This is a genomic window from Sphingomonas psychrotolerans, from assembly GCF_002796605.1.
GTDB lineage: Bacteria > Pseudomonadota > Alphaproteobacteria > Sphingomonadales > Sphingomonadaceae > Sphingomonas > Sphingomonas psychrotolerans.
On the sequence record NZ_CP024923.1, the window covers coordinates 3,725,815 to 3,748,634 of the forward strand.

Consider the following 22,820-nt stretch of genomic DNA (forward strand, 5'->3'; position numbering starts at 1 on the left):
GCCCATCTCCTGAGCGAGCGGCAGATGCGCCGGCGCGCTCGCGGGTCGCGTGGGAGATGGGTCCCCGCCTTCGCGGGGATAACAAAATGGGGGCTGGTCCTTGGTTAAATCAACGACCTGGCCCCGTGCTCCGACGGCGCACGGGGCGCGTCAATGCTCGGTAAGGCGGAAGATGCGCTCCATCGGGTGCCACGTCCCGTCGGCACCGGCTACCGGGATCGGCTGCTGAAAGCGCTTCATCTTCGCGACCCAGGCGACCACCACCGGGTTCGCGGCATCGGCTTGCGCCTTGCGATCGGGCGAATAGTTCTCGCTCGCGTCGATGATCATGAACAGCCGGTTGCCCGCGCGATAGATCTCCATATTGTCGATGCCGGCGTCGCGGATCGACTGGGTAACCGCGGGATCGGTGTTTCCGGCGCGGTGCCAATGCTCATATTCGGCGATCAGCCCGGCGTCGTCGATCAGGTCGAGCGCGAGGCAGATGCGGGTCACGCGTTGCTCCAGCCGCCGTCGATGACGTTGATCGTGCCCGTGGTGTATGAGGAGAGGTCGCTGCCGAGGTAGAGCGCGAGTTCGGCGATCTCCTTGGCCGATCCGATCCGCCCCATCGGCTGACGCGCGACGAACGCGTTGCGCGCCTTTTCGGCATCGCCAGTCGCCGCGAGCCGCTCGTCCAGCGACGGCGACTGGACCGTGCCGGGGCAGATCGCATTGCAGCGCACGCCGTTGCCGACATAGTCCTGCGCCACCGACTTGGTCAGCCCGATCACCGCTGCTTTCGAGGCGCCGTAGACGAAGCGGTTCTGGACCGCGATCACCGATCCGGCGACTGACGACATGTTGACGATCGACCCGCCGCCGCGCGCGATCATGCCGGGCAGGAAGGCGCGGATCATCCGGTAGGCGGACTTGACGTTCAGATCGAACGAGAAGTCGAAATCCTTTTCGTCGGTGGTCAGGATCGTGCCGGCGTGGACGAAGCCCGCGCAGTTGAACAGGATGTCGATTCCGCCAAACTGCTCGCCGAAAGCGGCGATCGCCTCGCCGTCCAGCAGGTCGAGCACATGCGTTTCGCAGCCCTCGAGCGTGGCGAGCGCTTCAGGGTTGATGTCGGCAGCGACGACGCGGGCGCCCTCGCGCGCGAACAGTTCGGCGGTGGCGCGGCCAATACCCTGGGCGGCGGCGGTGACGACGGCGGTCTTGCCTGCAAGGCGCATCTTTAGGCTTTCAAACGGGGGGTGGGAATGGGGGTGTCGGCGCGGATGAGTCCGCGATCCTTGAGATCGGACCACAAAGCAGGCGGAATAAGGGTGTCGATCAGCGCCACTGCCTGCGCGACCTGGCGCGGACTGTTCATGCCGGGGATGACCGAGACGACTTGTGGGTGGGCGAGGGGGAGCTGCAATGCCGCCGCGGCCAGCGGCACCCCATGCTCGGCGCAGAGATCCTCGATCGCGCCGACGCGCGCGACGATCGCGGGCGGGGCGGGTTGGTAATTGTAATGGAGCTCGCCGCCGCGGCGTACGCCCTTGGCGAGAATGCCCGAATTATAGGGACCGCCGAGCACGATCTTCACGTCGCGTCCCTCGCACAGCGGCAGGAAGGTTTCGAGCGCTTCCTGCTCGAGCAATGTGTAGCGGCCGGCAAGCAGGACGACATCGATCTCGCCGACCGCCATCACTTCTTCGCACACTTGGGTCTCGTTGACGCCGAGGCCGATCGCGCCGACCGCGCCGCTGTCGCGCAGTTCGCGCATCGCGCGGTAGCCGCCCTCCATGAATTCGGCGAAGCGGCGCTGGTGATCGTCGCCATGGGTCATGCGGCCGATGTCGTGCGCATAAAGGATATCGATGCGGTCGCGCCGCAACCGGGCGCAGCTCGCTTCGTACGATCGCATCACTGCGTCGTAGCTGTAATCGAACACGCTTTCGAACGGCTCGGGGGTGACGAACGCCTGACGCGGCACCGTGAGGTCGGTGCCGGACGGAACCGGATCGAGCCGGCGGCCGACCTTGGTCGAGAGGATCGCGCGTTGCTCCGGATCGATTTCGGCGAGCGCATGTCCGAGGCGCTTTTCGCTCAGGCCGAAGCCGTAATGCGGCGCGGTGTCGTAATAAAGCAGACCGGCGTCCCACGCACTGCGCACGGCAGCGGCGGCGTCTTCGTCGGGCATTGCGCGATAGAGATTGCCGATCGAGGCCGCGCCGAAGCCCAGCCGCCCCAAGGCATTGAGATCGACCATCGCACCCGGCTCCGACTGACTGAACGACGCGTCAGCTAAAGCTTGTCATACGTCATACGTCAATGGCGTAGAAGCTTTTCGCAGCTCCCTCGAACAGTCGTTCGAGCGCAGCCGATGTCATCGTGCCGACCAGATCGCGAGTTGCGCGGATCCAGTCGGCATAACTGTCGCCGGCATGGCGCAGCACCGGCCAGTCGCTGCCCCACATCAAGCGTTCGCCGAAGCTCGCTACGAGATGCGCGACATAGGGGCGCAACGCCTCGTAAGGCTGGCCCGTCGCCTGTTCGGTGCGCAGGCCCGAGAGCTTGCACCAGAGATTGGGGAGCGCTGCTAGCGCGGTGATCTCGTCGCGCCACGGATCGAGTTCACCCCGCGCCGCATGGGGTTTGGCGGCGTGATCGATCACGATGGGCAACTCGGGCCAGCGCGTGGCGAAGCGGTGGAGCGTGCCCAGATGACGCGGCTCGATCAGCGCGTCGAACCGCAACCCGTGCGCGAGCATTGCCTCGATTGCCGGGTCGAGGCTGGGTTGCAGGACCCACTCGGTATCGGCGATCCCCTGGAGCATCGGACGCAGGCCCCGGATTCTCGGCTGGCGGGCCAGTTCGGCAATGCGGCGCGGCGCTTCCGGGTGGGCGAGATCGACCCAGCCGACGATCGCGCGAATGAGCGGGTCATCGAGCGTGAGCATCCAGTCGGTATCGCGGTCGTCGGGCTGGGACTGGACGAGCACGCCGCCGACCACGCCCAGACCCGCCGCCTCGGCGCGCAAATCATCGGGCACGAAATCGCGATGGATAAGCGGCCAGTCGGCGTCGGGCCAAGCGTGGCCGGGCCCGCCGATCCGCCAGAAATGGATATGCGAATCGAGGATGCGCATCGTGCCGTGCCGCTTCGTGTCGATCAGCGGCGCGGCAGTCGCGCGGCGCGGCGGCGCGCCCATGACGATTCGATATGGTCGCGCATCGCCCGGCACGCGCGATCGGCATCGCCATCGACGATCGCGGCATAGATCGCTTCGTGCGAGGCGTGGGTTTCGCGGACATGCTCGACGGTCAGCTTGCCGCTATAGCCGTGGTTGCGCAGCGCCTCGGCTTGCACGCCGTCGATCACCGCCTTGCTCAATTTGTCGCCCGACATGCGCATCAGGATGTCGTGGAAAGCGATGTCCTCGTGGACATAAGCGGCGGGGTGCGGGATCAGCTTCTGGAGCTTGGCCATCTGCTCGCCGAGCTCGGCGAGCGCCTCGGGCGTGCGGCGCTCGGCGGCCTTGCCCGCCATTGCGCCTTCGAGCAGCGAGCGGATTTCTGACAGATTGTCGAGATAGGACAGCCCGTCCTCGCGCTTGAACAAGGCGGCGAGGATCATCGGGTCGAGCATGCCCCATGCGCTCGAATCGCGGACGATCGTGCCGCGGCCCTGTTGCGACACGACGAGGCCCTTTTCGGTGAGCGCCATCGTCGCTTCGCGGACCACCGTGCGGCTGACGCCATACATCTCGCCGAGCATGCCTTCGGGCGGCAGCGCGGTGCCGGCCGGATAGGTTTCGGTGACGATCGCGTTCACCAGATCCTCGACCACTGCCTCCGCCAGGCGCGGACGGCGCCGGATGCGCATCGGCTCGGGGGTGGGACGGTCGTTCATTGCAGGTGCGTCTCGTTCATGAAGGCGGTCGATTGCCGCACGTTGAGCGCTTGGCGGCGGCTTCGTCAACGCCTTGCCAATAGGAAAGATAATACATAATACGTATTCTGCATCGTAGGACCTGACGATTGCAGTGAAGGGGCATGAATGAAAGTCACCGGCTATCGTAGCCTGGTCACCTCGCATGATTGGGGACGCCCGGTGGGCGACGCGAATGGCGTCGTCGCTTCCGGCATCACCGAGGTGCCGATCCTGATCCTCGAAACCGATTCGGGGCTGGAGGGTATCGGGCTGGGCCAGCATGCCGATATCGACCGGGTGTTTCCGGCGGTCGAGGGGCAGGATCCGCGCGCGGTTCCGGCGCTTTACGACAGCATGTTGTCGCACGTCTTCAAGAGCGGCCATGCCGGGCTGACCTATGGCGCGATCGCCGCGATCGACATGGCATTGTGGGATCTGAAGGCGAAAATGGCCGAGGAGCCGCTGTGGCGGACGCTGGGCGCGCTCGATCGCTTCGTCCGCGGCTATGCGTCCGGCCTGTGCTACGGCCTCGACGACGACGCCTTCGACGCGCTGTATGCGCGCTGGGCGGAGCGCGGTTTCACGTCGGCGAAGATCAAGGGCGGCAAGGATCTGGCGCGCGATATCCGCCGGCTGAAGCGTGTGCGCGGCATCCTGGGAAGCAATACGCCGGCCCCCGCGCTGATGCTCGACGTCAACGAAAGCTGGAACCGCAAGCAGGCGATCCGCCACCTCGCCGAAATCGAGACCGCGGGCGTGGACCTGACATGGATCGAGGAGCCGGTCCGGCGCTGGGACGCCGCCGGGCTTGCCGCGATCAGCCGCGCTGCGCGGTGCGCGGTGGCGACCGGCGAGAATTTGACCGGGCTCGAGCAATTCGCGCCTTTGCTCGATGCCGGCGCGGTCGATGTCGTCCAGGCCGGCAGCGTGTGGGGGATCACCCATTTCCAGCGCGTCGCGATCGCCGCGCACGTCCGGGATCTGCCGGTATCGCCGGTCGGCTATGACGGCAATCCGATCGCGCATGCCGCCGCGGCGGCGCCGAACATGATCGGGATCGAAGTGCAGGATATGAATTGGCCGATCGGGCTCGATATCGACCAGGAGATCGCCGACGGCGGCATCGTGCTCGGCGATCGTCCCGGGCTGGGGATTTTGGTCGACGAGGCGCGGATCGCACGCGACCGCGCCGATGGCAGCTGGACCTCCGGCGCCGGTCCGCACCGCCGTCCGCGCGAGGCGGGGCTGCGGCTGGTCCCCGAGGGACCCGTGCATTGAGCGCCGCGACCAACGCGCCGAACTATGTGCAGGGACGTCAGCGGAGGCGGCTGCAGGTCTCGCTGATGATCAATTTCTTCCTGCTCATGGCGCTGTACAGCGGCGTGCTCGGGGTGCTGCTGCCCAACCAGATCGCCGAGCTCGATCCGGGCAACAAGGCGAACAACCTCGCGCTCTTGTTCGCAATCACGTCGGTCTTCTCGACGCTGGCGACGCCGATCGCGGGCGCGCTGTCGGATCGGACGCGCAGCCGCTGGGGCCGGCGCACGCCGTGGATCGCGATCGGATCGCTGATCGGCTCGCTCGCGCTCTTCGGCGTGTCGCTGATGACCAGTTTCTGGTCGCTGATCGTGCTCTGGGTGATGGCGGCGGTCGCTTACAATTCGATGCAGCCGGCGATGACCACGCTGATCGCCGATCGCTTCGCACCCGAAGCGCGCGGCGGGATATCGGGGATCGTCGGCGCCGGGATGACCGCGGGGCTGACCGCCGGCACGGTGGTCGCGGGCTATCTGGCGGGCGCTGCGATGCTCGCTTACGGCCTGTTCGCCGCCGCCATTGCGGTCTCGTGCCTCGCTTTTGTCGGGCTCAACCGCGAGCCGTCGAGCGCAGCGATGCCGCGGCGTCCGATCGTGTGGGGCGAGTTTCTGCGCGGCTTCTGGATCAGCCCGCGCGAGCATCCCGATTTCGCCTGGGCGTTCCTCAGCCGCTTCACCATCTATATGGGCTATCAGGCGGTAGCGGCGTATCTGCTCTACATCCTGCGCGACTATATCCGGCTCGAAGACGGCGCCTCCAACATCGCCATCGCAAACATGGCGATCGTCACCTTGATCTGCCTCGTCGCGTCGTCGCTGATCTCGGGCTGGTGGTCCGATCGCATCCAGCGCCGCAAGCCGTTCGTCATCGCCGGCAGCTTGATCATGGGCTGCGCGATGATCGCCCCGCTGGCGCTGCCGTCGATGTCGGGGATGTGGATCTACGCCGCGGTGATCGGAATCGGCTACGGCATGTTCATGTCGATCGACATCGCGCTGATGACCCAGGTGCTGCCGCAGAGTGCGCTGGGCGACGAGGGGCGCGATCTCGGCGTGCTGACCACGGCGGTGAACATCCCCCAGATCCTCAGCCCGGTGATGGCCGCGGCGTTGCTCGGCGCGACCGGCGGCGACTATCGCGTGATCTTCTGGGCGGCGATCGTCTTCGTCTTCGGTTCCGCTCTGTGCGTCCTGCCGATCCGGTCCGTCCGCTAAACGTAATATGTATGATCATCATTTGACAGGTGATGCATATTATGGTGGACGGGAGAAAATAATCGGAGGGGATAGCATGACGTTTTCGGCCCGTAATTTTCGTGTCGCGTTGCTCGCGGCGCCCGCCTTGGGTGCCTTGCTGTGGAGCGGAGCCGCTGCCGCGCAGACGGTCGAACCGGTCGCGCAGACCACGGCTTCCGACCCCGCGTCTGAAGAAACCGACGAAATCGTCGTCACCGGCATCCGCGCCGCCGAGCGCGCCGCCATCGACATCAAGCGGAATTCGGTCGCGGTGGTCGATTCGATCGTCGCCGAGGATCTCGGCAAGCTTCCCGACGGCAACGTCGCCGAATCGCTCCAGCGCGTCTCCGGCGTCACGATCGAGCGCAATCGTGGCGAGGGGCGGTTCGTCACCGTCCGCGGCTTTGGTCCCAAATTCAACGCAGTCACGGTGAACGGCCGCACGCTGGCGACCGACAATAACGGGCGCGAATTCTCGTTCGACGTGCTGCCGTCCGAAATCATCTCGGGCGCCGACGTCTACAAATCGCCGCAGGCCAACATCAACGGCGCGTCGATCGGCGCCACCGTCGACGTCCGCACGCTGCGCCCGCTCGATCAAAAGACCGGGTTCAAGCTGGCGGGATCGGCGTCGGGGATGTGGTCGGAGCTCGCCGACAGCTGGAATCCCGAATTCTCGCTGGTCGGCAGCTGGAAGAACGAGGCGGGCACCTTCGGGGTCGCGCTGGCGGGCGTCTATTCGGAGCAGGAGCACCGCTACGACGAATTCACGATCGGCGCCGGTCACGTTCGTCGATCAAGCACCGATTCCTATTATAATCGGGCCGGCGTCCCGGGCGGCCGCATCGGTCCGGGAGTCGCGCCGTTCAGCCGCGTCTCGATGCCGTCGAACCTGTCGCCGTTCTTCTTCGAGCGCGATTTGACTCGCTGGGGCGCGAACGTATCGGTCCAGATGCGGCCGAGCGACAAGTTCACCGTCACCATCGACGGGCTGTATTCGAAGGCGCGCTTCGTCGAGCAGCAAACCGGGCTCGCTTATGACTTCGCGGGCGGGACTCTCGCCGAGCAGGTCGTCGAGGGCGGAGAGGCCGTCTATCAGCGGTATGTCGGCGGCTTCGTCGACCAGATCATCCAGTATGACGATCGCGACGTCACCACCGATCAGCTCGGAATCAACGTCGACTGGCGCCCGACCGACGATTTGCGGCTTCGGCTTGACGGGTCGGTGTCCGATGCGCGCCGTCGCGGCAAGGAGAACAATCTGTTCACCACGATCCGGCGCAAGAATGTCGACCTTTCCTTCGATCGGCGCAGCGGCAGTCCGATCTATGACTATACGTTCAGCAGCCCCAATTATGCGAACGCGGCCACCAATCCGCAGGGCGTGACCGCGCATTATTACATCTGGGGCGGCGGCGCCGACATCGACGACGAGATCGAGGAATATCGCGGCGATGTGGAATGGAAGCCGGGCGGCGGCGCCTTCACCCTGAGCGCCGGCGCGATGGCGCAGAGCCGGATCAAGACGATCACCGCCGACGAGACGCCGTTCGGCGAGCAATGCGCCTATTGTGACTCGAATCGCGTGCTGCCGACGTCGCTTTTCCAGCCGACCAACCGCAATTTCTTCTCCGGCGGCGGCGGCAACATTCTCCGCGACTGGCTGATCTACGATCCGCTCGCGCTGGTCCAGACCGTCGACCAGTTCGCCGCACAGGACGGCAAGGCGTTCAATCCGGCGGTGTTCTCTCCCTCGGCATCGTCGGTGGTCGATGAGAAGGTGCGGGTCGGTTATCTGATGGGGTCGCTCGACACGCAGATCGGCGGCATGCCGCTCGCGATCAATGTCGGGGTGCGCTACGAGAATACCGATTATACCTCGTCGGGCGCATCGCGCACCGTCACCAGCGCGCGTCCGAACGGGGCGGGGCAGAACATCATCGTCGTGTCGCCGGTGATCCCGGTCAGCTTCCGCGGGAAGTATGACGATTGGCTGCCGTCGCTCAACGCACGGCTGTCGCTCACCGACAATCTGCTGCTGCGTTTCGCCGCCTCGAAGGTGCTGACGCGGCCGACCTTGTCCGATCTGTCGCCGCGCCAGTCGATCCAGACCAACCCGGGCAACGAGACGATCCGTCGCGGCAACCCCGATCTGCAGCCGTTCCGCGCGAAGCAGGTCGAACTCGGCGCCGAATGGTATTTCGCGCCGGATTCGCTGCTGAACGCCGCTGTTTTCTACAAGGACATCGAATCCTTCGTGACGTTGATCACCACGCCGCAGCTGGTCGATCAGGTCACCTTCCAGGTCACCGTGCCCGGCAACGGCAAGGGCGCGACGGTCAAGGGCTTCGAAGTCGGCTATCGCCAGTCGTTCGGGTCGTGGTTGCCGTCGCCGTTCGACGGCTTCGGCGTGCAGACCAGCTTCAATTACACCGAATCGAATGCGAACTATACCAACGCCGTCGCCAATGTGTCGTTCGGGCTCGAGGGGCTGTCGAAAACTTCGTACAGCCTCGTCGGCTTCTACGAGAAATACGGCATCTCGGCGCGCGCCGCTTATACCTATCGGGATAATTTCCTGCAGGTCGCGTCGGGGCGCAACGGCGAGCCGGAATATTTCGATGCCTATGGCCAGCTCGACGTCAGCCTGTCGTACGATATCGGATCGCACTTCACGGTCTTTGCCGACGCAGTGAATCTGAACAATGCCAAGGAATTCATCTACTCGGTCAGCGCGGATCGGACCAAGGAGTTCCGCCAGACCGGCCGGCGCGTCTCGGCAGGTGCGCGCATCCGCTTCTGAACCATTTCAAAGCCCCTTCCCTGAAGGGGAGGGGCCAAGAACAACCCGTTTCAGTCTCCCCAGGTCGTGACCTCGCCCAGCGCGACATCGCGGCTGTCGCGGGTGTCGAGCACGGCGTCGCGGAGCATCGGCGATGCGATCCCGTCGACGATCGCACCCTCGACGTTGCGCAAGGCGATGACCGGCCGGGCATCAGCGGCGGCGGTGCGCAGGCTGACGTCGCGGATCGTGAGCCGGCGGGCGTGGCGGGCATAGAAGCCGGCGGCGGGCAGGGTGCCAAGATAGCTGACTTCGAGGCTGGTTTCACGGCGATATTCGGGCACGCGCGACGCGTCTTCGCGGGTGCCGCCGCCCTGCGCGGCGATGTCTATGTTGCGAAAGGTGACGTCCTCGACCGGGGCATCGGCGATGCCCTCGACTCCGCAGGGAAAGCGCGAATGCGCACCCGATACCGTGACATCCTCGAACCGTACCCGGCGGATCCGGCCTACCGGCGTGCCGCGCGGCGCGCGCATCCGGGCGCCGTGATGGACGAACAGCGGGTGATTGACCGGATCGCGCAGGATGATCCCCGATACCGACACGTCTTCCAGTGTCCCGCCATCGACGATCCCCATCAGGATTCCGCGGCTGTTGGTGCAGATGCAATCGCTGATCCGGACATTGCGGAAGCCGCCATTGGTCTCGGTACCCAGCTTGATCCGGCCGAGCGGCCCGAGCTTGTCGGGAGAGAGATAGTCCGACGCACGATAGCTGCCGTCGAGCAAAGATCCCATCGCATAGCCGCTGGTCTTGCAGCCCGAGATCAATATGTCCTCGCACATCACCGCGCGGCCGAGCGCGTAGCTGCTCTTCAGGACGATCGCGTCGTCCTTGGGCGCGTTGACTGTGCAGTTCACCACGCGCACGTCGCGGCATGCGTCGATATCGATGCCATCACGGTCGGTGTCGATCACCACACCGTCGATCTGCATGTTGGTGCAGCCGTGCGCGATTATTCCGAAATGTCCGGCCTGGAGGATCGTGAACCCATCGAGCCGAACGTTGCGGCAGTTCATCAGACCGATCGTCTTGTTGGCGCGGCCGACCGGCGCCCGTTCTTTGGGGTCGCGCAACGCCAATTCACGCGGCGTGATGCCGAGCGCGGCCGCCGACTGCCAGCCCCGGCGGGCATGCCAGCGATCTCCAGGACCTTCGCGATCGAGCCCGAGACCGTGGAGCATGCCGGGGCCGAGGATCGAGACGTTGGAAACGCCGTCGCCGCGGATCAGGCTGTTGTGGACATGGGTGATCCCGAAATCCTGGAATTGCTCCTCCCTGTAGTTTTCCGGCGGATCATAATGCGCGCCGTGGGTGTCGGGATTGGCGGCCACGATTGTCGCGCCGGCGGACAGCACGAGCGCGATATTGTCGCGCAGCCGCAGCGTGAAGCACAGATAGCGGCCTGCGGGCACCACGACGGTGCCGCCGCCGCGCTTCGCTGCGGTCTCGATCGCGCGATTGATCGCCGGGCTGTCGATCGCCACGCCATCGCCGCGGGCACCATGGCGGCGGACATCTTCGAACACGCCCGTGGCGACGGCCTGCGCCTCGTCCGCCAGGCCGGCCGCGAGCAGCACGGCGCCCGTGCCGAGCAGGGTGGATCGACGGTTGATCAAAGTGGCGGCCGAAAACATGCGCTCTCCCGATGATAGCGCGCTTGCATGCGTGCTAAACATAAGACATCATACGTCTATCGCGAACGCTGTCCATCGGCGTTTGATCAACGAGAAGCCATCCGGGAGCAGGATCGATGAACGCTGGCGCACCTCGATCGCCGATCCGCGTCCCCCTGCGAACGGCGTTGGCAATGGTGGCATTGCTCTCGGCGACGAGCGCTCTCGCGCAGGCGGTGATCCACGTCGCGCCGAGCGGCGATGATCGCGCGCTTGGCAGCAAGGCGCGCCCGGTCCGTTCGCTCGAACGCGCGCAGGCCTTGGCGCGCGCGGCCAATGCCGGTGGCGACGTCACCGTCGTCCTCGCCGACGGCACCTACAGCCTCGATCGGCCGCTCCGCTTTCGGGCCGCGGACGGGGGCCAGCGGGGCCACCATGTCGAATGGCGCGCCGCCGATGGCGCCCGGCCGATGCTGTCGGGCGGCCTGACGGTCAGCGGCTTTCGTCCCTATGACGAAGAGCGGCGGATCTGGGTTGCCGACGTGCCCAAGGGAGTCGATGCGCGCCAGCTCTGGGTCAACGATCAGCTCGCCGAGCGGCCGTGGATCGAGATCAAGGCCGCCGATCTGGCATTCAACGCCACCGGCTTCGACATCGTCAATCCCGATCTGGCCTATGTCGCCGCGATCAAGCGGGCGGACCGGCTGGAAGTGGAGGCGACTGGCTTCTTCACCGATCGCTTTTCGCCGGTGAAGTCGATCTCGGGGCGCACGGTGACGATGCAGCAACCGGCGTGGGACAATAACAGCTGGGGCTACGACACGATCACCAAGCCGATCTTCCCGGCGGATTCGCGGCTGTTTCTCGTCAATGCGCTCGAGTTCATCGGCAAGGTGAATGACTGGCATGCGGGGACGTATCAGTGGTTCCTCGATCCGCAGGCGGGCAAATTATACCTCCGGATCGCGCAGGACGACGACATCAGGCGATTGAAGGTGGTGCTGCCGCGGCTCGATGCGCTGGTCTCGATCGCCGGGACGCCGGCGGCGCCGGTCGAGCGGCTGGCGTTCCGGGGCCTGCGTTTCTCGTACACCAGCTGGATGGGGCCCTCGCAGCCGACCGGCTATGCCAATCAGCAGAGCGGCGCCTTTCTGTCCGAAACCTCGCCGATCCGGCCGGCAGCGGCATGGCAGAGCTGTGGCTGGGGCTGCGTCGAGTTCGAATCGATGCGTCAGCGCTGGAACCAGATGCCCGCCGCTGTCCAGGTCGCCGCCGCGCGTGACGTCACCTTTGAGAATAACCGCTTCACCCAGCTCGGCCAGATCGCGCTCGGGATCGGCAACGACGCCAATGCGAATTTGAGCGGCGTCGGTCTCGCCACCGCGCGGATACGAGTCGCGCGCAATCATTTCGCGGTCCTGTCGGGCAGCGCGATCATGGCGGGCGGTATTCGCGTCGACGCGCACCATGCCGGCGACCCTGCGCTGGTCAACCGCGACCTCGTCATCGAGGACAACAATGTCGCGACCGTGAGCCAGGACTATAAGGACAATGCCGCGATCCTGACCACCTACATCAGCGGCGCGCGGATCGCGCACAACGATGTGAGCGACGCGCCGTATGACGGCATCGCGGTCGGCTGGGGCTGGGGCTATAACGATGCCGGCGGCAATCCGAATTACGACGAGAACCAGAAGGGTTATGTCCACAACACGCGCTACACCACCCCGACCACGCTGCGCGACACAGTGGTGGAGAACAACCGCATCCACGGGGTGAAGACGTGGTTCATGGATGGCGGCGCGATCTACAATCTGTCGGCCAATCCCGGCGCGGTGATCCGCGGCAACCACATCTTCGACATTGACGACAAGATCGCGATCTATCTCGACGAAGGCAGCAAGCATTTCCGGGTGACCGGGAACGTCGTCGAGACGCGCGGCAAGTGGCTCAACATCAACACCGCCGGCAAGATGTTCCGGCGGCGGATCTCGACCGACAATCTGGCGACCGGTAACTGGCACAATTCGGATGCCACCGGCGGGCGCTGGCTCACCGAGATCGGCAACACCGAGCGCGATAACCCCCTCATCCCCGACCGCGACTGGCCCGCCGAGGCGAAGGCAGTGATCGCCAATGCGGGCGTCCGCCGCTGAAGCAACTCCTGTAGCCGGCCCCCAACCCCGGTCCTCGGCCGCTGCGCCTCAACGGCGCGGCGGCCTATTTTTCAGGCAATCAGGTTCCGGTCGACGTCGAGGCGCAGCACCAAATCCGCGCGTGCCGGCATTTCGTCGAGGATCCAGCACGTCAGCCGCTCATAATGCGCGACGAACCGCAGTACGGCGGGGGCATCCATCAGGCCCGCCGTACTGCGGCCCTGTGCTTCGAGCGTTCGCCGGAGCGCTTCCTCCTGCTCGAGGCGCCAGCGCGCGACGATCTCGAAGCCCGGCGCAGCGAGGAGGACCAGACGGTCGATCCGCGCGAACAACTCGGCATATCCCGTGCACAGGGCAGCGTTGACCGCGCGACGCCAGCTGCCGTCGGGATCCGCGTCGCGTTCGAGGGCATTGATCGGTGCCGCGACGGCGGCGTCGTCCTGCGCGCGGGCGCCGACGCACCAGCCTTCGAAGATCAGCAGGTCGAGCTTGGCCGGGACAGGCTGGCGCTGCGCTTCGGGTTCGTCGCGAGCCTTGTCGAAACGCGGGAAGGACGTGGCCTCGCGACCCCGCACCGCGTCGAGCAACGCAATTCCGTGGGCAACGTCGTGCGTCAGCGGAACCCCGCGCGTGCGCAGCAACGGGTGGATGTCCCGCGCCGTTGCCGCCCGCGCATGGCCCGACAGATAGAGATCATCGAGTGAGAGGAGTGCGGTGGCGATACCGCGCGCCTCCATCCGGTCGCGCAGTCCCTTCGCGAGGGTCGATTTGCCCGATCCCTGCGCACCGCACAGACCGAGAATCAAAGGCCGGCCCGTCCCGGAATCGAGCCAGCCGCGAACGGCCGCCTCGACGCGATCAAGCGACCCGGTCACGCGGCGGCGCACCCGCGAAGAAGGCGTCGAGATTGTCGGTGACGCGCATCCCCATCGCAATGCGCGTCTCGCGCGTCGCGCTGCCGAGGTGCGGCAGCAGCACCGCATTGGGGCAGGCGAGCAGTGCCGGCCCCACCCGCGGCTCGTTCGCATAGACGTCGAGCCCCGCGGCCGCGATCGTCCCTCTCGTCAGCGCCGATACGAGCGCGGCCTCGTCGACCAAGGTGCCGCGTGCGGTGTTCACCAACACGGCCGTCGGGCGCATCGCCGACAGGAAGGCGGTGTCGACCATGTGCCGCGTCGCGTCGCCACCGGGTGCATGGAGCGAGACGACATCGGAATCGGCTGCGAGCGCAGCGGGCGTCGCGCGATAGGCCTCTGCCGGCATGTCGTCGGCTGGGTGGCGGCTATGATAGATCACCGTCATCCCGAACGCCCGCGCACGAACGGCGGTCGCGCGCGCGATGCGGCCATAGCCGATCAGCCCGAGCGTCTTGCCGCCAAGGCTGGTGCCGAGCAGATGCGTCGGCCGCCAACCCGACCATTCCCCGGCACGCAACTCGCGCTCGCCTTCGGACGCGCGGCGGGTGGCCATCAGGATCAGCATCATCGCGATATCGGCGGTTGCATCGGTCAGTACGTCGGGGGTGTTGGTGACAATGATCCCAGCGGTGCGGGCAGCGTCCAGGTCGATATGTTCGAAACCGGCGCCGTAATTGGCGATGATCCGGGCGCGGCGATCACTGACTGCAACGATGTCCTGGGGCAGCCGGTCGGTCACGGTCGGGCAGACCGCGTCATAATCGCGCATCGCGGCGGCAAAAGCGGCGGCGTCCAGCGGGAGATCGTCGAGATTGGCCGTCACGTCGTAGCGTTCGGCCAGTCGATCCTCGACTTCCGCCGGCCAGCGCCGGGTCAGCAGGATTCGCGGGCGGCTCACAACAGCCCGCGGGCGGCGAGATTGCGCATCAAATCCGCAATGCCGAACGCCCATGGCGCACATGCATCGGTCGCCGTCACGCGGTTGACCAGCGCGCCGAGCGGATCGCAGCTGATCCGCACGACGTCGCCCTCGTGATGGGTGAAGCCCTTGCCCTCGGCATCGCGATCTTCGGTCGGTGCGAACATGGTGCCGAGATAGAGCACGAGCCCGTCGGGATAGCGATGGTGCGCGTTGATCGCCTGCGCGACGAGATCGGCGGGCGGCCGGCTGATCGCCGACATCGCCGATCGGCCCTCGAGCACGAAACCGTCGGTGCCGGTGACTGTCAAGGCCACGTCCGCCGCTTCCACATCGGCGAGCGCGAAACGATGGTCGAACAGCCGTACGAACGGCCCGACTGCGGCGGCGCCATTATTGTCCTTGGCCTTGCCCAGCAACAGCGCCGATCGTCCCTCGACGTCGCGCAGATTGACGTCATTGCCCAGGGTCGCACCGACGATCCGACCGGTCGAGGCGACGATCAGCACGATCTCGGGCTCCGGGTTGTTCCAGCTCGAGGCCGGGTGGACGCCGATCTCGGCCCCGACGCCGACCGTCGATAGCGGCTGGGCCTTGGTGAAGATTTCCGCGTCGGGGCCGATCCCCACCTCGAGATATTGGCTCCACGCGCCCGCTGCGATCAGCGCATCCTTGAGTGCCATCGCCTCGGCCGAGCCGGGGCGCAACCGGCGGAGATCGTCGCCGACGAGCGCACGGACTTGCTCGCGGATACCCGTGGCGGCGTCGGCATCGCCGCGCGCGCGCTCCTCGATCACGCGTTCGAGCATCGAGGTCGCGAAGGTCACCCCCGCCGCCTTCACTGCCTGGAGGTCGATCGGCGACAGCAGCCACGGGCGGCGTTCGTCGCGATCATGCGGGTCGGTGTTGGCGAGGATTTCAGTGAGTGGCCCGATATCCTCTCCCGGCGCATCGCGCAGCACCGCGGCGGGGTCGGTTGCCTCGCAGACATCGCGTGCGGTGGCGAAGACCGCACTGATGTCGATCAGGCGATCGCCATGGACGCGGACCGGCGAAGGGCCGCAGCGATCGGGACGCCAGACGCGGCCGAGCAGCAATGCGTCGCGGTCGCGCGGCAGAATGTCGTCAGGGTCCAGCAGCATGTTCAGCGCCTTTTGAAATCGGGTGCGCGCTTTTCGGCGAAGGCGGCCCGGCCCTCGCGGGCGTCGTCGGTCGCGAAGCAGATCGCCTGCAGATCGCGTTCATATTCGATCGCCTTGTCCCACGGCATCGTGAACGCGGCGCGCAAATTGAGCTTGGCGGTCTCCGCGGCGATCGGCGCGCGCGATGCGATGACGCCTGCAATCTCGTGGGCGCGCGCGACGAGGCGATGGGGGGCCAGAATTTCGCTGACCAGCCCCCATGCCAGCGCGCGATCGGCGTCGATCATGTCGCCGGTCAGCAGCATCATGGCGGCGTTCGAAGTGCCGACGGAATAGGCCAGCCCCGCGGCCATGCCGCCGCCGCCGATCCAGCCGAGCTTGATCTCGGGCGCGGCGAAGCGGGCGTTGGTGGAAGCAATGCGGATGTCGCAGGCCATCGCGGTCTCCAGCCCGCCGCCTAGCGCATAGCCGTTGATCGCGGCGATCACTGGCTTGCGGCACGCGCGCAGGGCGTCGCAATAATCGGCGCGGTTGCGGAAATCCCATGCGGTCGCATAGCCGTCGAGCGTAGTGATGTCCGATCCGGCGCTGAACGCCTTCTCGCCCGCGCCGGTCACCACGACGGCACGCACAGCGTCCGAGGCGTTGCACTCCGCGACGGCCGCGACCAGCGCGCTCGCCATCGCAGGAGTCATCGCATTCAGCTTGTGCGCGCGATCGATCAGGATCGTCGCGACGCGATCCTGAATCGTGAAGCGCAGGTCTTCGGTCATGTTTCCACTCCGGGAATATGATGTCGGGAATAAGCAGCTTCGACTGCGTCGAGCACCGGGTCGGCCGGCGACCCATCGAGCAGACCGGCGCGCAATAGCGCGGAGGCCTCGGTCTGGAACGCGATGGCATGGTCATGGCGCGGACGGACCAACGCTGTCTCGATTGTCGCGCGCGTGGCGCTGTAGAAACCCCCGGCGGCGGCATCGACCCGCGGGTCGGTCCAGGCGGATCGCAGCGACGGCTGGCCATCGTGCGTGGGAATGAAGTCGCGCTGCACGGCGTCGGACATCAGCCAGCGGAGATGCTCGAGCAGCTCCGGCGTCACCTTCGCGCGGCGCGATACGGCGATGCCGGTGCCGCCGAGGGTCGATCCGATCCGGCCGCCGGGTCCACGCGGCGCGTCGGCATAAGCGATGGTGCCGCGCGCCGAATAGTTCACATAGCCGTAGATCAGCGGACACAAAGCCGGCCCGTCCCCCGAGGCCATCGCCTCGAGCATCGCGATCGGATTGAGACCCGCCGCGCGGCGCGTGGCATCGCCGGTCAGGCGTGCGAGGATCGCATAGGCCAGGCGGGCAACGGCGCGGTCGAGGAAGCCGTCGCGCGGCTGGGGCGGCTCGGCACCGAGCGCGCCGCACGCAGACTGGAAACTGAGCGCGGCATGCGGGCCGGCGAGCGACAGCGCCACGGGCGCACGTTCGGCGAGCGCGATCACTGCATCCCAGCTGGCTGGCGGATTTTCGGCGAAGTCACGGCGATATGCCATCACCTGCGTCGCGGCATCGAGCGGCAGCGCCCAGTGTCGGCCCGCATAAAGATAGCTTTCCAGCGACGGACCGATCGCCGCATTGCCCCATTGCGCGAGTTCGTCGCCCGCGAAGAGATCCTCGAGCGGGACGAGGCAATCGGCCGCGACTGCTTCGCCGACATGCGGATGGTCGAGCACGACGAGATCGTAGAGCGCGCATTGCTCGGCGATCGATCGGGACTCGAAGCCTTCGAGCGAATGCTTGTCCCACGCGATCGCCACGTCGCACGCGGCGTCCGCCGCGGCGGCGAGCGCATTGTAGCCGCGCGGGTGATCCCAAGTGAGACCGCGATATTTTTGCGTCATATGTGCTGGCGTACCACGCCCGATTCGACCAGCCGATCGATCGCGTCGAGGTCCAGCCCCAGCTCGGTCAGCACCTCACGGCTATGTTCGCCGACCAAGGGCGCACCGCGGTCGATCTGCGACGGAGTTTTCGAAAAGCGGATCGGGAAGCCTGGCGTCTTCACCCGGCCTTCGGTCGGATGCTCATATTCGACGAAGGTGCCGTTGTGCTTGATCTGCGGATCGTCGACGAGCTCGGCATAGCCATAGACCGGGCCTGCCCAGATATCGGCGGCGCGGAAGCGGTCGAGCCATTCGGCGCTGGTCGCCGACAGCAGCTTGGCCTTCACATGCGCGAAGATCGCGTCGCGGTGCGTCCAGCCATCGGTCTGGTCGTCCATGTCGGCGAAGAACGGATCGTCGAGCAACGCGCCGAGCTTGGCCAGCGGTGCCATCGCCAGTGTGATATAGCCGTCGCTGGTCTGGAACACGCCGTAGGGCGCGCGGATATAGCTGTGGGCGTGCGCCTCGGCCGAGCGCGCCTGTGGCTTGCCGCCGACCGTGAACACCGACAATTCCTGCATCTGGATCGTCGTGATCGCATCGAGCATGTTGATCTGGACCAATTGGCCCTCGCCGGTGCGTTCGCGGTGGAACAAGGCGGCGAGCGCCCCCTCGAACGCTGAATAGGCCGTCACTGCGTCGACCAGATATTGCCCGGCGGGGGAGGGCGGTTGCCCCTCCGCACCCGCCGACAGCATCGCGCCCGACATGCCCTGCAGCAGCAGATCCTGTCCGGGATAGCTGCGATAGGGGCCGTCTTCGCCATAACCCGACATCGAGATGTAGATCAGCCGTGGATTGATCGCCGACAGCGTCGCGTAATCGACCCCCAGCCGCTCGGCGACGCCGGGACGGTAATTCTGCAGGAAGACGTCGGCGGTCTTGACCATCTCGACCAGCAACGCCTTGCCCTCGGCCGCCTTCAGGTCGACCGCGAGCGAGCGCTTGTTGCGATTGAGCGACAGGAACGAGACGTTGATCTGGTTGCCGGTCGCGCCGCCGGCCGCGGCGTGGCGCTGCCATTCGCCCGAGGTCGGCTCGACCTTGATGACGTCGGCGCCGAGATCGCCGAGGCGCTGCGCGGCGAACGGTCCGGCCATCGCGATCGAGCAATCGAGCACGCGGATGCCGCTGAGGATATTCATGGGTATCGCTGGTCCTTAGGCCATGACCCAGCCGCCGTTGACGTGCAGCGTCTGGCCGGTGATGAAGCTCGCCTCGTCGGCGGCGAAGAAGGCGATCGCCGCGGCGATGTCCTCGGCCGATCCGCGACGCTTGATCGACTGCGCGTCGAGCACCATGCGGTTATAGCCTTCGGGATCGGGGTGAATCTTCTCGGCGTCGGTCGGGAAGGCGCCGGGCGCGATCGCGTTGACGGTGATGCCGTACGGACCGAATTCGCGTGCCCATGCCCGCGTCAGCCCAATCAGCGCGCCCTTCGACGCGACATAAGGCGACAGGTTCGCCCAGCCGCCCGAGATGGTGATGCTCGATATGTTGACGATGCGGCCGAAGCCGCGCGCGCGCATCCCCGGCAACGCCGCCTGCACCGCGACCACGCCGGCATCGACGTTCACCCGCTGGACGAACTGATGCTCCTCGATCGTGTAGTCCTCGAAGGGTTTCGACGGATAGATCGCGGCGTTGTTGACGACGACATCGAAGCCCCCGAGTTCGGCGATCAACCGGTCGAGTTCGGCACGGAAGCCCCCGAGGTCCGAGAGATCGGCGGTCGAAACGACGAGCCGACCGGTCTCGACCGCGGCGGCTGCGTCGCGCAGCTTCGCAACCTTGGCGGGATCGTTGTCGATCGCGACCACGGTCGCGCCGCGCCGCATCAACAACAGACTGGTATCGAGGCCGAGCCCGCCCGCCGCGCCGGTGTAGAGGATCGTGCGGCCCTTCATGCCAAGCATCCGGGGATCGCGGGGAAGTTGCCGCTGGGTTGCGGATATTCCGCGTCGGGCTGGCGCGCCACGCGCTCGATCCGGGCGACGGCATCGGACACCGAAGCGGCGTTCGGCAGGGTGCGCAGCACCGTATCGTAGCGGCGCTCGTCGCCATGCTCGAGCCAGATCAGTTCGCCGCGCTCGCGCGCAAAATCCTTGCCGAGGACATGGTTGGTCGATGGCTCGATGCCGAGCGCATAATGGCCGGCGTGGAAGTTCTGCCACTGATACATTGCCGGGAACTGGCTCTTGAGCGTCTCGACCTCGAAGCCGAAGCCGAGCCGCTCGTTGACCAGAGCGACGTTGACGCGACCGTCGCCGTCGGCGGCCATGTCGTGCTGCCAGACCTGCTCGTGGAAATTGGTGATCGGGGCGGGGGCGGTGCGATAGCCGACGCCCTGCGCTTCGTACTTATCCGCGTGCGCCGCCCACAACACCTCGCGGATCGGCGCGACGTAGCGCGATCCTTCGGCGAGCACCGGATGGCCGACATTGATGTGGTAGCAATACATGTGCGGCGTGCGGTAAAAGCCATGGTTGACCACGCGATCGTGCAGGCGGATCTCGTCGCTGCCGACATTTGCCTCGATGCGGCGGATCAGATGCAGATCCTCGCCGAACACGGTCGATTGTTGGACCACGCCCTCAGCCCACAGCACGCACTCGTCGCCCTCCCAGCGCTCGCCATAGCCGGTGAGGCGCGCGGGGATCGTCCCGACGCGGCCGTGCAGCGACGACGACACGGTTTTGCGGGGGCCGTAGAAATAATGGCCCGCGGGGTCGTCGTGCATGAACAAAGTATGGTCGAGGCCGCAGGTGATGTTGAGGCCGGACATCGAACGGAACCAGCCGAGCCCCCCTTCGCCTTCATAATCGTGGAGGCCGGGATGCCGGAAACCCGATGGCGAGTGCCAGCCGATTGCGCGGCCGGCATGTTCGCATTCGGCGATGTCCATGGCGCGGTCGATCAGCACGGTGAAGCGCAGGCCGGTGCCGGTGCGGAACTCGAGTCGGCGGACGCCGCGCTCGACGCCGTCGCCGAGCGTCGAAAGCTGCACCCCGGCGAATTGCGACAGGCTGCCGGTCCGTTCGGCGAGCGCCCGCCGCGACAATCTCTCGCCGAATAGCGCGACCACCAGCCCCTCCAACGCGAATTTATAAGACGTATGATGTCTAACTGGCGATCCTCTAGCCGTCAATCAGATGACACGTGTCTTGTTATATGACGACATATGATATTATGTTTTGGAGCCGGAAAGAGTCATAAAGATGTGTCGGGGAGAGAGCCGTTGACGGTTTCGCGCAGGACGATGTTGGGAGCGACGCTGGGAACGGGCGCGGCGGCGCTGATACCGCAAGCCTCCGCCGCGAGGGTCGCGAGTGTCGAACGCTGGGGCCTGTACGAGATCGCGCTGGACGGCCCGGCCGCCGGCAATCCGTTCGACGACGTCCAGCTCGCGGCGGTCTTCGAATTCGCGGGGAAGAAGATGGCGGTTCCCGGCTTCTACGACGGCCAAGGCGTGTATCGCGTCCGCTTCAGCCCCCCGAGCTCGGCCGCTGGACGTGGCGGACGACGAGCAACATGGCCGCTCTCGACGGTCGCAGCGGCGCCGTAGAAAGTGTCGCGCCCCGTACCGGCAATCGCGGTCCGGTCCGCATGACGCCGGACGGTTATCACTTCGTCTATGCCGACGGCACGCCGTATCGGCCGATCGGCACCACTGCCTATTCGTGGGCGCTGCAATCCGACGCGCATTGCGCCGAGACGCTCGCCACGCTGAAGGCCGCTCCGTTCAACAAGATCCGCATGTGCGTGTTTCCTAACGTGCCGTCGGTCGCGACCGATCCGTTCGTGCGGACCGGGAGCGGGGCCAGGGACTGGGATCCGACCCGGTTGGACCCTGCTTATTTCCGGCGGTTCGAGGATCGCATCCGAAAGCTGGGCGAACTGGGGATCGAGGCGGATGTCATCCTGTTCCATCCCTATGACAAGAAGCGCGGCTATTCGGGCATGCGGCGCGCCGACGACGAGCGCTATCTGCGCTACGTGGCCGCGCGCTTCGGGGCATTCCGCAACGTCTGGTGGTCGATGGCCAACGAATATGACATCGTCGAAGACAAGGTCGTCGCCGACTGGGACCGTCTGTTCGAAATACTGGTCGCCGCCGATCCGCACGACCGGCTACGCTCGATCCACCAGCTCGACGTCTATTACGACCATCGCAAGCCGTGGATCACCCATGCGAGCATCCAGCATGGCGCCGCGGTTCTCGACGACGGCCGGGTCCATCCGCATCGCAACTTCGCGCAGAAGGCAGTGATCTTCGACGAAGTGATCTACGAAGGCAATTCGGACAAGCGCTGGGCGCGGCTGACCGGCGAGCAACTGGTCGAGCGCTTCTGGTGGGGAACCGTGGGCGGCGCCTATGTCGGGCACGGTGAAGTGATCACCGATAGCGGCGACCCTGATCATTCGTGGCTGGGGCAGGGCGGGCGCCTGCGCGGTACGAGTCCGCCGCGCCTCGCCTTCCTGCGCCGCATCCTCGAAAGCGGGCCGCTGCCGGGCATCGATCCGATCCAGCAATTTTGGGACTATCATCTCGGCGGGCGCGATTTCAGCTGGTATCTGAAGTATTTCGGCGGCACGCGGCCGAGCGAATGGGCCGTCGTGCTGCCGACGCGGGCCAAGGATCCGCACAACAGCTATCGTGTCGACGTGATCGATACATGGAATATGACGATCACGCCGGTCGACGGTGTGTTCCGCATGGCGCAGCTCAATGAATATGAAGTGCAGGACCCGCGCCGCCCGACGATCGCGTTGCCGGGCAAACCCTATATCGCGGTTCGCTTGACCAAGGTTTGAGGCATGCAGCGATCCGCCGCT

Annotated in this window: 20 protein-coding genes; 6 read left to right on the forward strand and 14 right to left on the reverse strand. The window is 66.1% G+C overall.

Annotated features, from left to right (window positions below; all coding sequences use genetic code 11):
* Positions 1 to 150: 150 nt before the first annotated feature.
* Genes CVN68_RS16990 through CVN68_RS17010 form a run of 5 tightly spaced genes read right to left on the reverse strand, consistent with a single transcriptional unit; the run spans position 151 to position 3,889 of the window.
* A complete protein-coding gene (locus CVN68_RS16990; RefSeq protein WP_100283250.1) occupies positions 151 to 495 on the reverse strand; it encodes an L-rhamnose mutarotase in 345 nt (114 codons plus the stop codon).
* Entirely contained in the window at positions 492 to 1,220 is a 729-nt protein-coding gene (locus CVN68_RS16995) for an SDR family oxidoreductase (protein ID WP_100283251.1), read from the reverse strand. Before CVN68_RS16995 ends, CVN68_RS16990 begins: the two co-directional genes overlap by 4 nt.
* A gap of 2 nt (positions 1,221 to 1,222) precedes the next feature.
* Positions 1,223 to 2,245: an aldo/keto reductase gene (locus tag CVN68_RS17000; RefSeq protein ID WP_100283252.1), complete on the reverse strand. Its 1,023-nt coding sequence runs from the start codon at positions 2,243 to 2,245 to the stop codon at positions 1,223 to 1,225.
* 52 nt (positions 2,246 to 2,297) lie between these two features.
* Positions 2,298 to 3,188: an amidohydrolase family protein gene (locus tag CVN68_RS17005; protein WP_233503399.1), complete on the reverse strand. Its 891-nt coding sequence runs from the start codon at positions 3,186 to 3,188 to the stop codon at positions 2,298 to 2,300.
* Entirely contained in the window at positions 3,149 to 3,889 is a 741-nt protein-coding gene (locus CVN68_RS17010) for a FadR/GntR family transcriptional regulator (protein ID WP_100283253.1), read from the reverse strand. Before CVN68_RS17010 ends, CVN68_RS17005 begins: the two co-directional genes overlap by 40 nt.
* Positions 3,890 to 4,036: 147 nt before the next feature.
* Between CVN68_RS17010 and CVN68_RS17015 the strand changes: the two genes are divergently transcribed.
* The 3 genes from CVN68_RS17015 to CVN68_RS17025 all read left to right on the forward strand — a co-directional run bounded on the left by CVN68_RS17015 (position 4,037) and on the right by CVN68_RS17025 (position 9,265).
* A complete protein-coding gene (locus tag CVN68_RS17015) occupies positions 4,037 to 5,188 on the forward strand; it encodes a mandelate racemase/muconate lactonizing enzyme family protein (protein ID WP_100283254.1) in 1,152 nt (383 codons plus the stop codon).
* Complete coding sequence (locus tag CVN68_RS17020; RefSeq protein ID WP_233503400.1) at positions 5,185 to 6,441, forward strand: MFS transporter; 1,257 nt, start codon at positions 5,185 to 5,187, stop codon at positions 6,439 to 6,441. The genes CVN68_RS17015 and CVN68_RS17020 overlap by 4 nt, the downstream gene beginning before the upstream one ends.
* A gap of 76 nt (positions 6,442 to 6,517) precedes the next feature.
* A complete protein-coding gene (locus tag CVN68_RS17025) occupies positions 6,518 to 9,265 on the forward strand; it encodes a TonB-dependent receptor (protein WP_100283255.1) in 2,748 nt (915 codons plus the stop codon).
* Positions 9,266 to 9,315: 50 nt separating this feature from the next.
* Here CVN68_RS17025 and CVN68_RS17030 read toward each other — a convergent pair whose 3' ends face one another.
* Complete coding sequence (locus CVN68_RS17030) at positions 9,316 to 10,941, reverse strand: rhamnogalacturonidase (RefSeq protein ID WP_100283256.1); 1,626 nt, start codon at positions 10,939 to 10,941, stop codon at positions 9,316 to 9,318.
* 173 nt (positions 10,942 to 11,114) lie between these two features.
* Between CVN68_RS17030 and CVN68_RS17035 the strand changes: the two genes are divergently transcribed.
* Complete coding sequence (locus CVN68_RS17035) at positions 11,115 to 13,076, forward strand: right-handed parallel beta-helix repeat-containing protein (protein ID WP_100283257.1); 1,962 nt, start codon at positions 11,115 to 11,117, stop codon at positions 13,074 to 13,076.
* 71 nt (positions 13,077 to 13,147) lie between these two features.
* Here CVN68_RS17035 and CVN68_RS17040 read toward each other — a convergent pair whose 3' ends face one another.
* The 8 genes from CVN68_RS17040 to CVN68_RS17075 are packed head-to-tail and all read right to left on the reverse strand — an operon-like array spanning position 13,148 to position 21,069.
* Positions 13,148 to 13,951, reverse strand: coding sequence for a kinase (locus CVN68_RS17040; RefSeq protein WP_100284486.1), 804 nt, complete (start codon positions 13,949 to 13,951; stop codon positions 13,148 to 13,150).
* Positions 13,935 to 14,891 (reverse strand): 2-hydroxyacid dehydrogenase, encoded by a 957-nt coding sequence (locus CVN68_RS17045; RefSeq protein ID WP_407695515.1) that lies wholly within the window; start codon positions 14,889 to 14,891, stop codon positions 13,935 to 13,937. Before CVN68_RS17045 ends, CVN68_RS17040 begins: the two co-directional genes overlap by 17 nt.
* Positions 14,888 to 16,054, reverse strand: coding sequence for a fumarylacetoacetate hydrolase family protein (locus CVN68_RS17050; protein WP_100283259.1), 1,167 nt, complete (start codon positions 16,052 to 16,054; stop codon positions 14,888 to 14,890). The genes CVN68_RS17045 and CVN68_RS17050 overlap by 4 nt, the downstream gene beginning before the upstream one ends.
* A gap of 2 nt (positions 16,055 to 16,056) precedes the next feature.
* Positions 16,057 to 16,827: an enoyl-CoA hydratase/isomerase family protein gene (locus CVN68_RS17055; protein ID WP_100283260.1), complete on the reverse strand. Its 771-nt coding sequence runs from the start codon at positions 16,825 to 16,827 to the stop codon at positions 16,057 to 16,059.
* A complete protein-coding gene (locus CVN68_RS17060; protein WP_100283261.1) occupies positions 16,824 to 17,942 on the reverse strand; it encodes an extracellular solute-binding protein in 1,119 nt (372 codons plus the stop codon). The genes CVN68_RS17055 and CVN68_RS17060 overlap by 4 nt, the downstream gene beginning before the upstream one ends.
* Positions 17,939 to 19,129, reverse strand: coding sequence for a CaiB/BaiF CoA transferase family protein (locus CVN68_RS17065; protein WP_100283262.1), 1,191 nt, complete (start codon positions 19,127 to 19,129; stop codon positions 17,939 to 17,941). The genes CVN68_RS17060 and CVN68_RS17065 overlap by 4 nt, the downstream gene beginning before the upstream one ends.
* A 15-nt stretch (positions 19,130 to 19,144) precedes the next feature.
* Complete coding sequence (locus tag CVN68_RS17070; protein WP_100283263.1) at positions 19,145 to 19,891, reverse strand: SDR family NAD(P)-dependent oxidoreductase; 747 nt, start codon at positions 19,889 to 19,891, stop codon at positions 19,145 to 19,147.
* Positions 19,888 to 21,069, reverse strand: a complete 1,182-nt coding sequence (locus CVN68_RS17075; protein ID WP_100284487.1) for an aldose 1-epimerase family protein — start codon at positions 21,067 to 21,069, stop codon at positions 19,888 to 19,890. The genes CVN68_RS17070 and CVN68_RS17075 overlap by 4 nt, the downstream gene beginning before the upstream one ends.
* A gap of 153 nt (positions 21,070 to 21,222) precedes the next feature.
* Between CVN68_RS17075 and CVN68_RS23710 the strand changes: the two genes are divergently transcribed.
* Both CVN68_RS23710 and CVN68_RS17080 read left to right on the forward strand, forming a co-directional pair.
* Positions 21,223 to 21,549, forward strand: coding sequence for a DUF5060 domain-containing protein (locus tag CVN68_RS23710; protein WP_199560113.1), 327 nt, complete (start codon positions 21,223 to 21,225; stop codon positions 21,547 to 21,549).
* Entirely contained in the window at positions 21,516 to 22,799 is a 1,284-nt protein-coding gene (locus CVN68_RS17080; RefSeq protein ID WP_199560114.1) for a DUF5605 domain-containing protein, read from the forward strand. The genes CVN68_RS23710 and CVN68_RS17080 overlap by 34 nt, the downstream gene beginning before the upstream one ends.
* Positions 22,800 to 22,820: the final 21 nt, after the last annotated feature.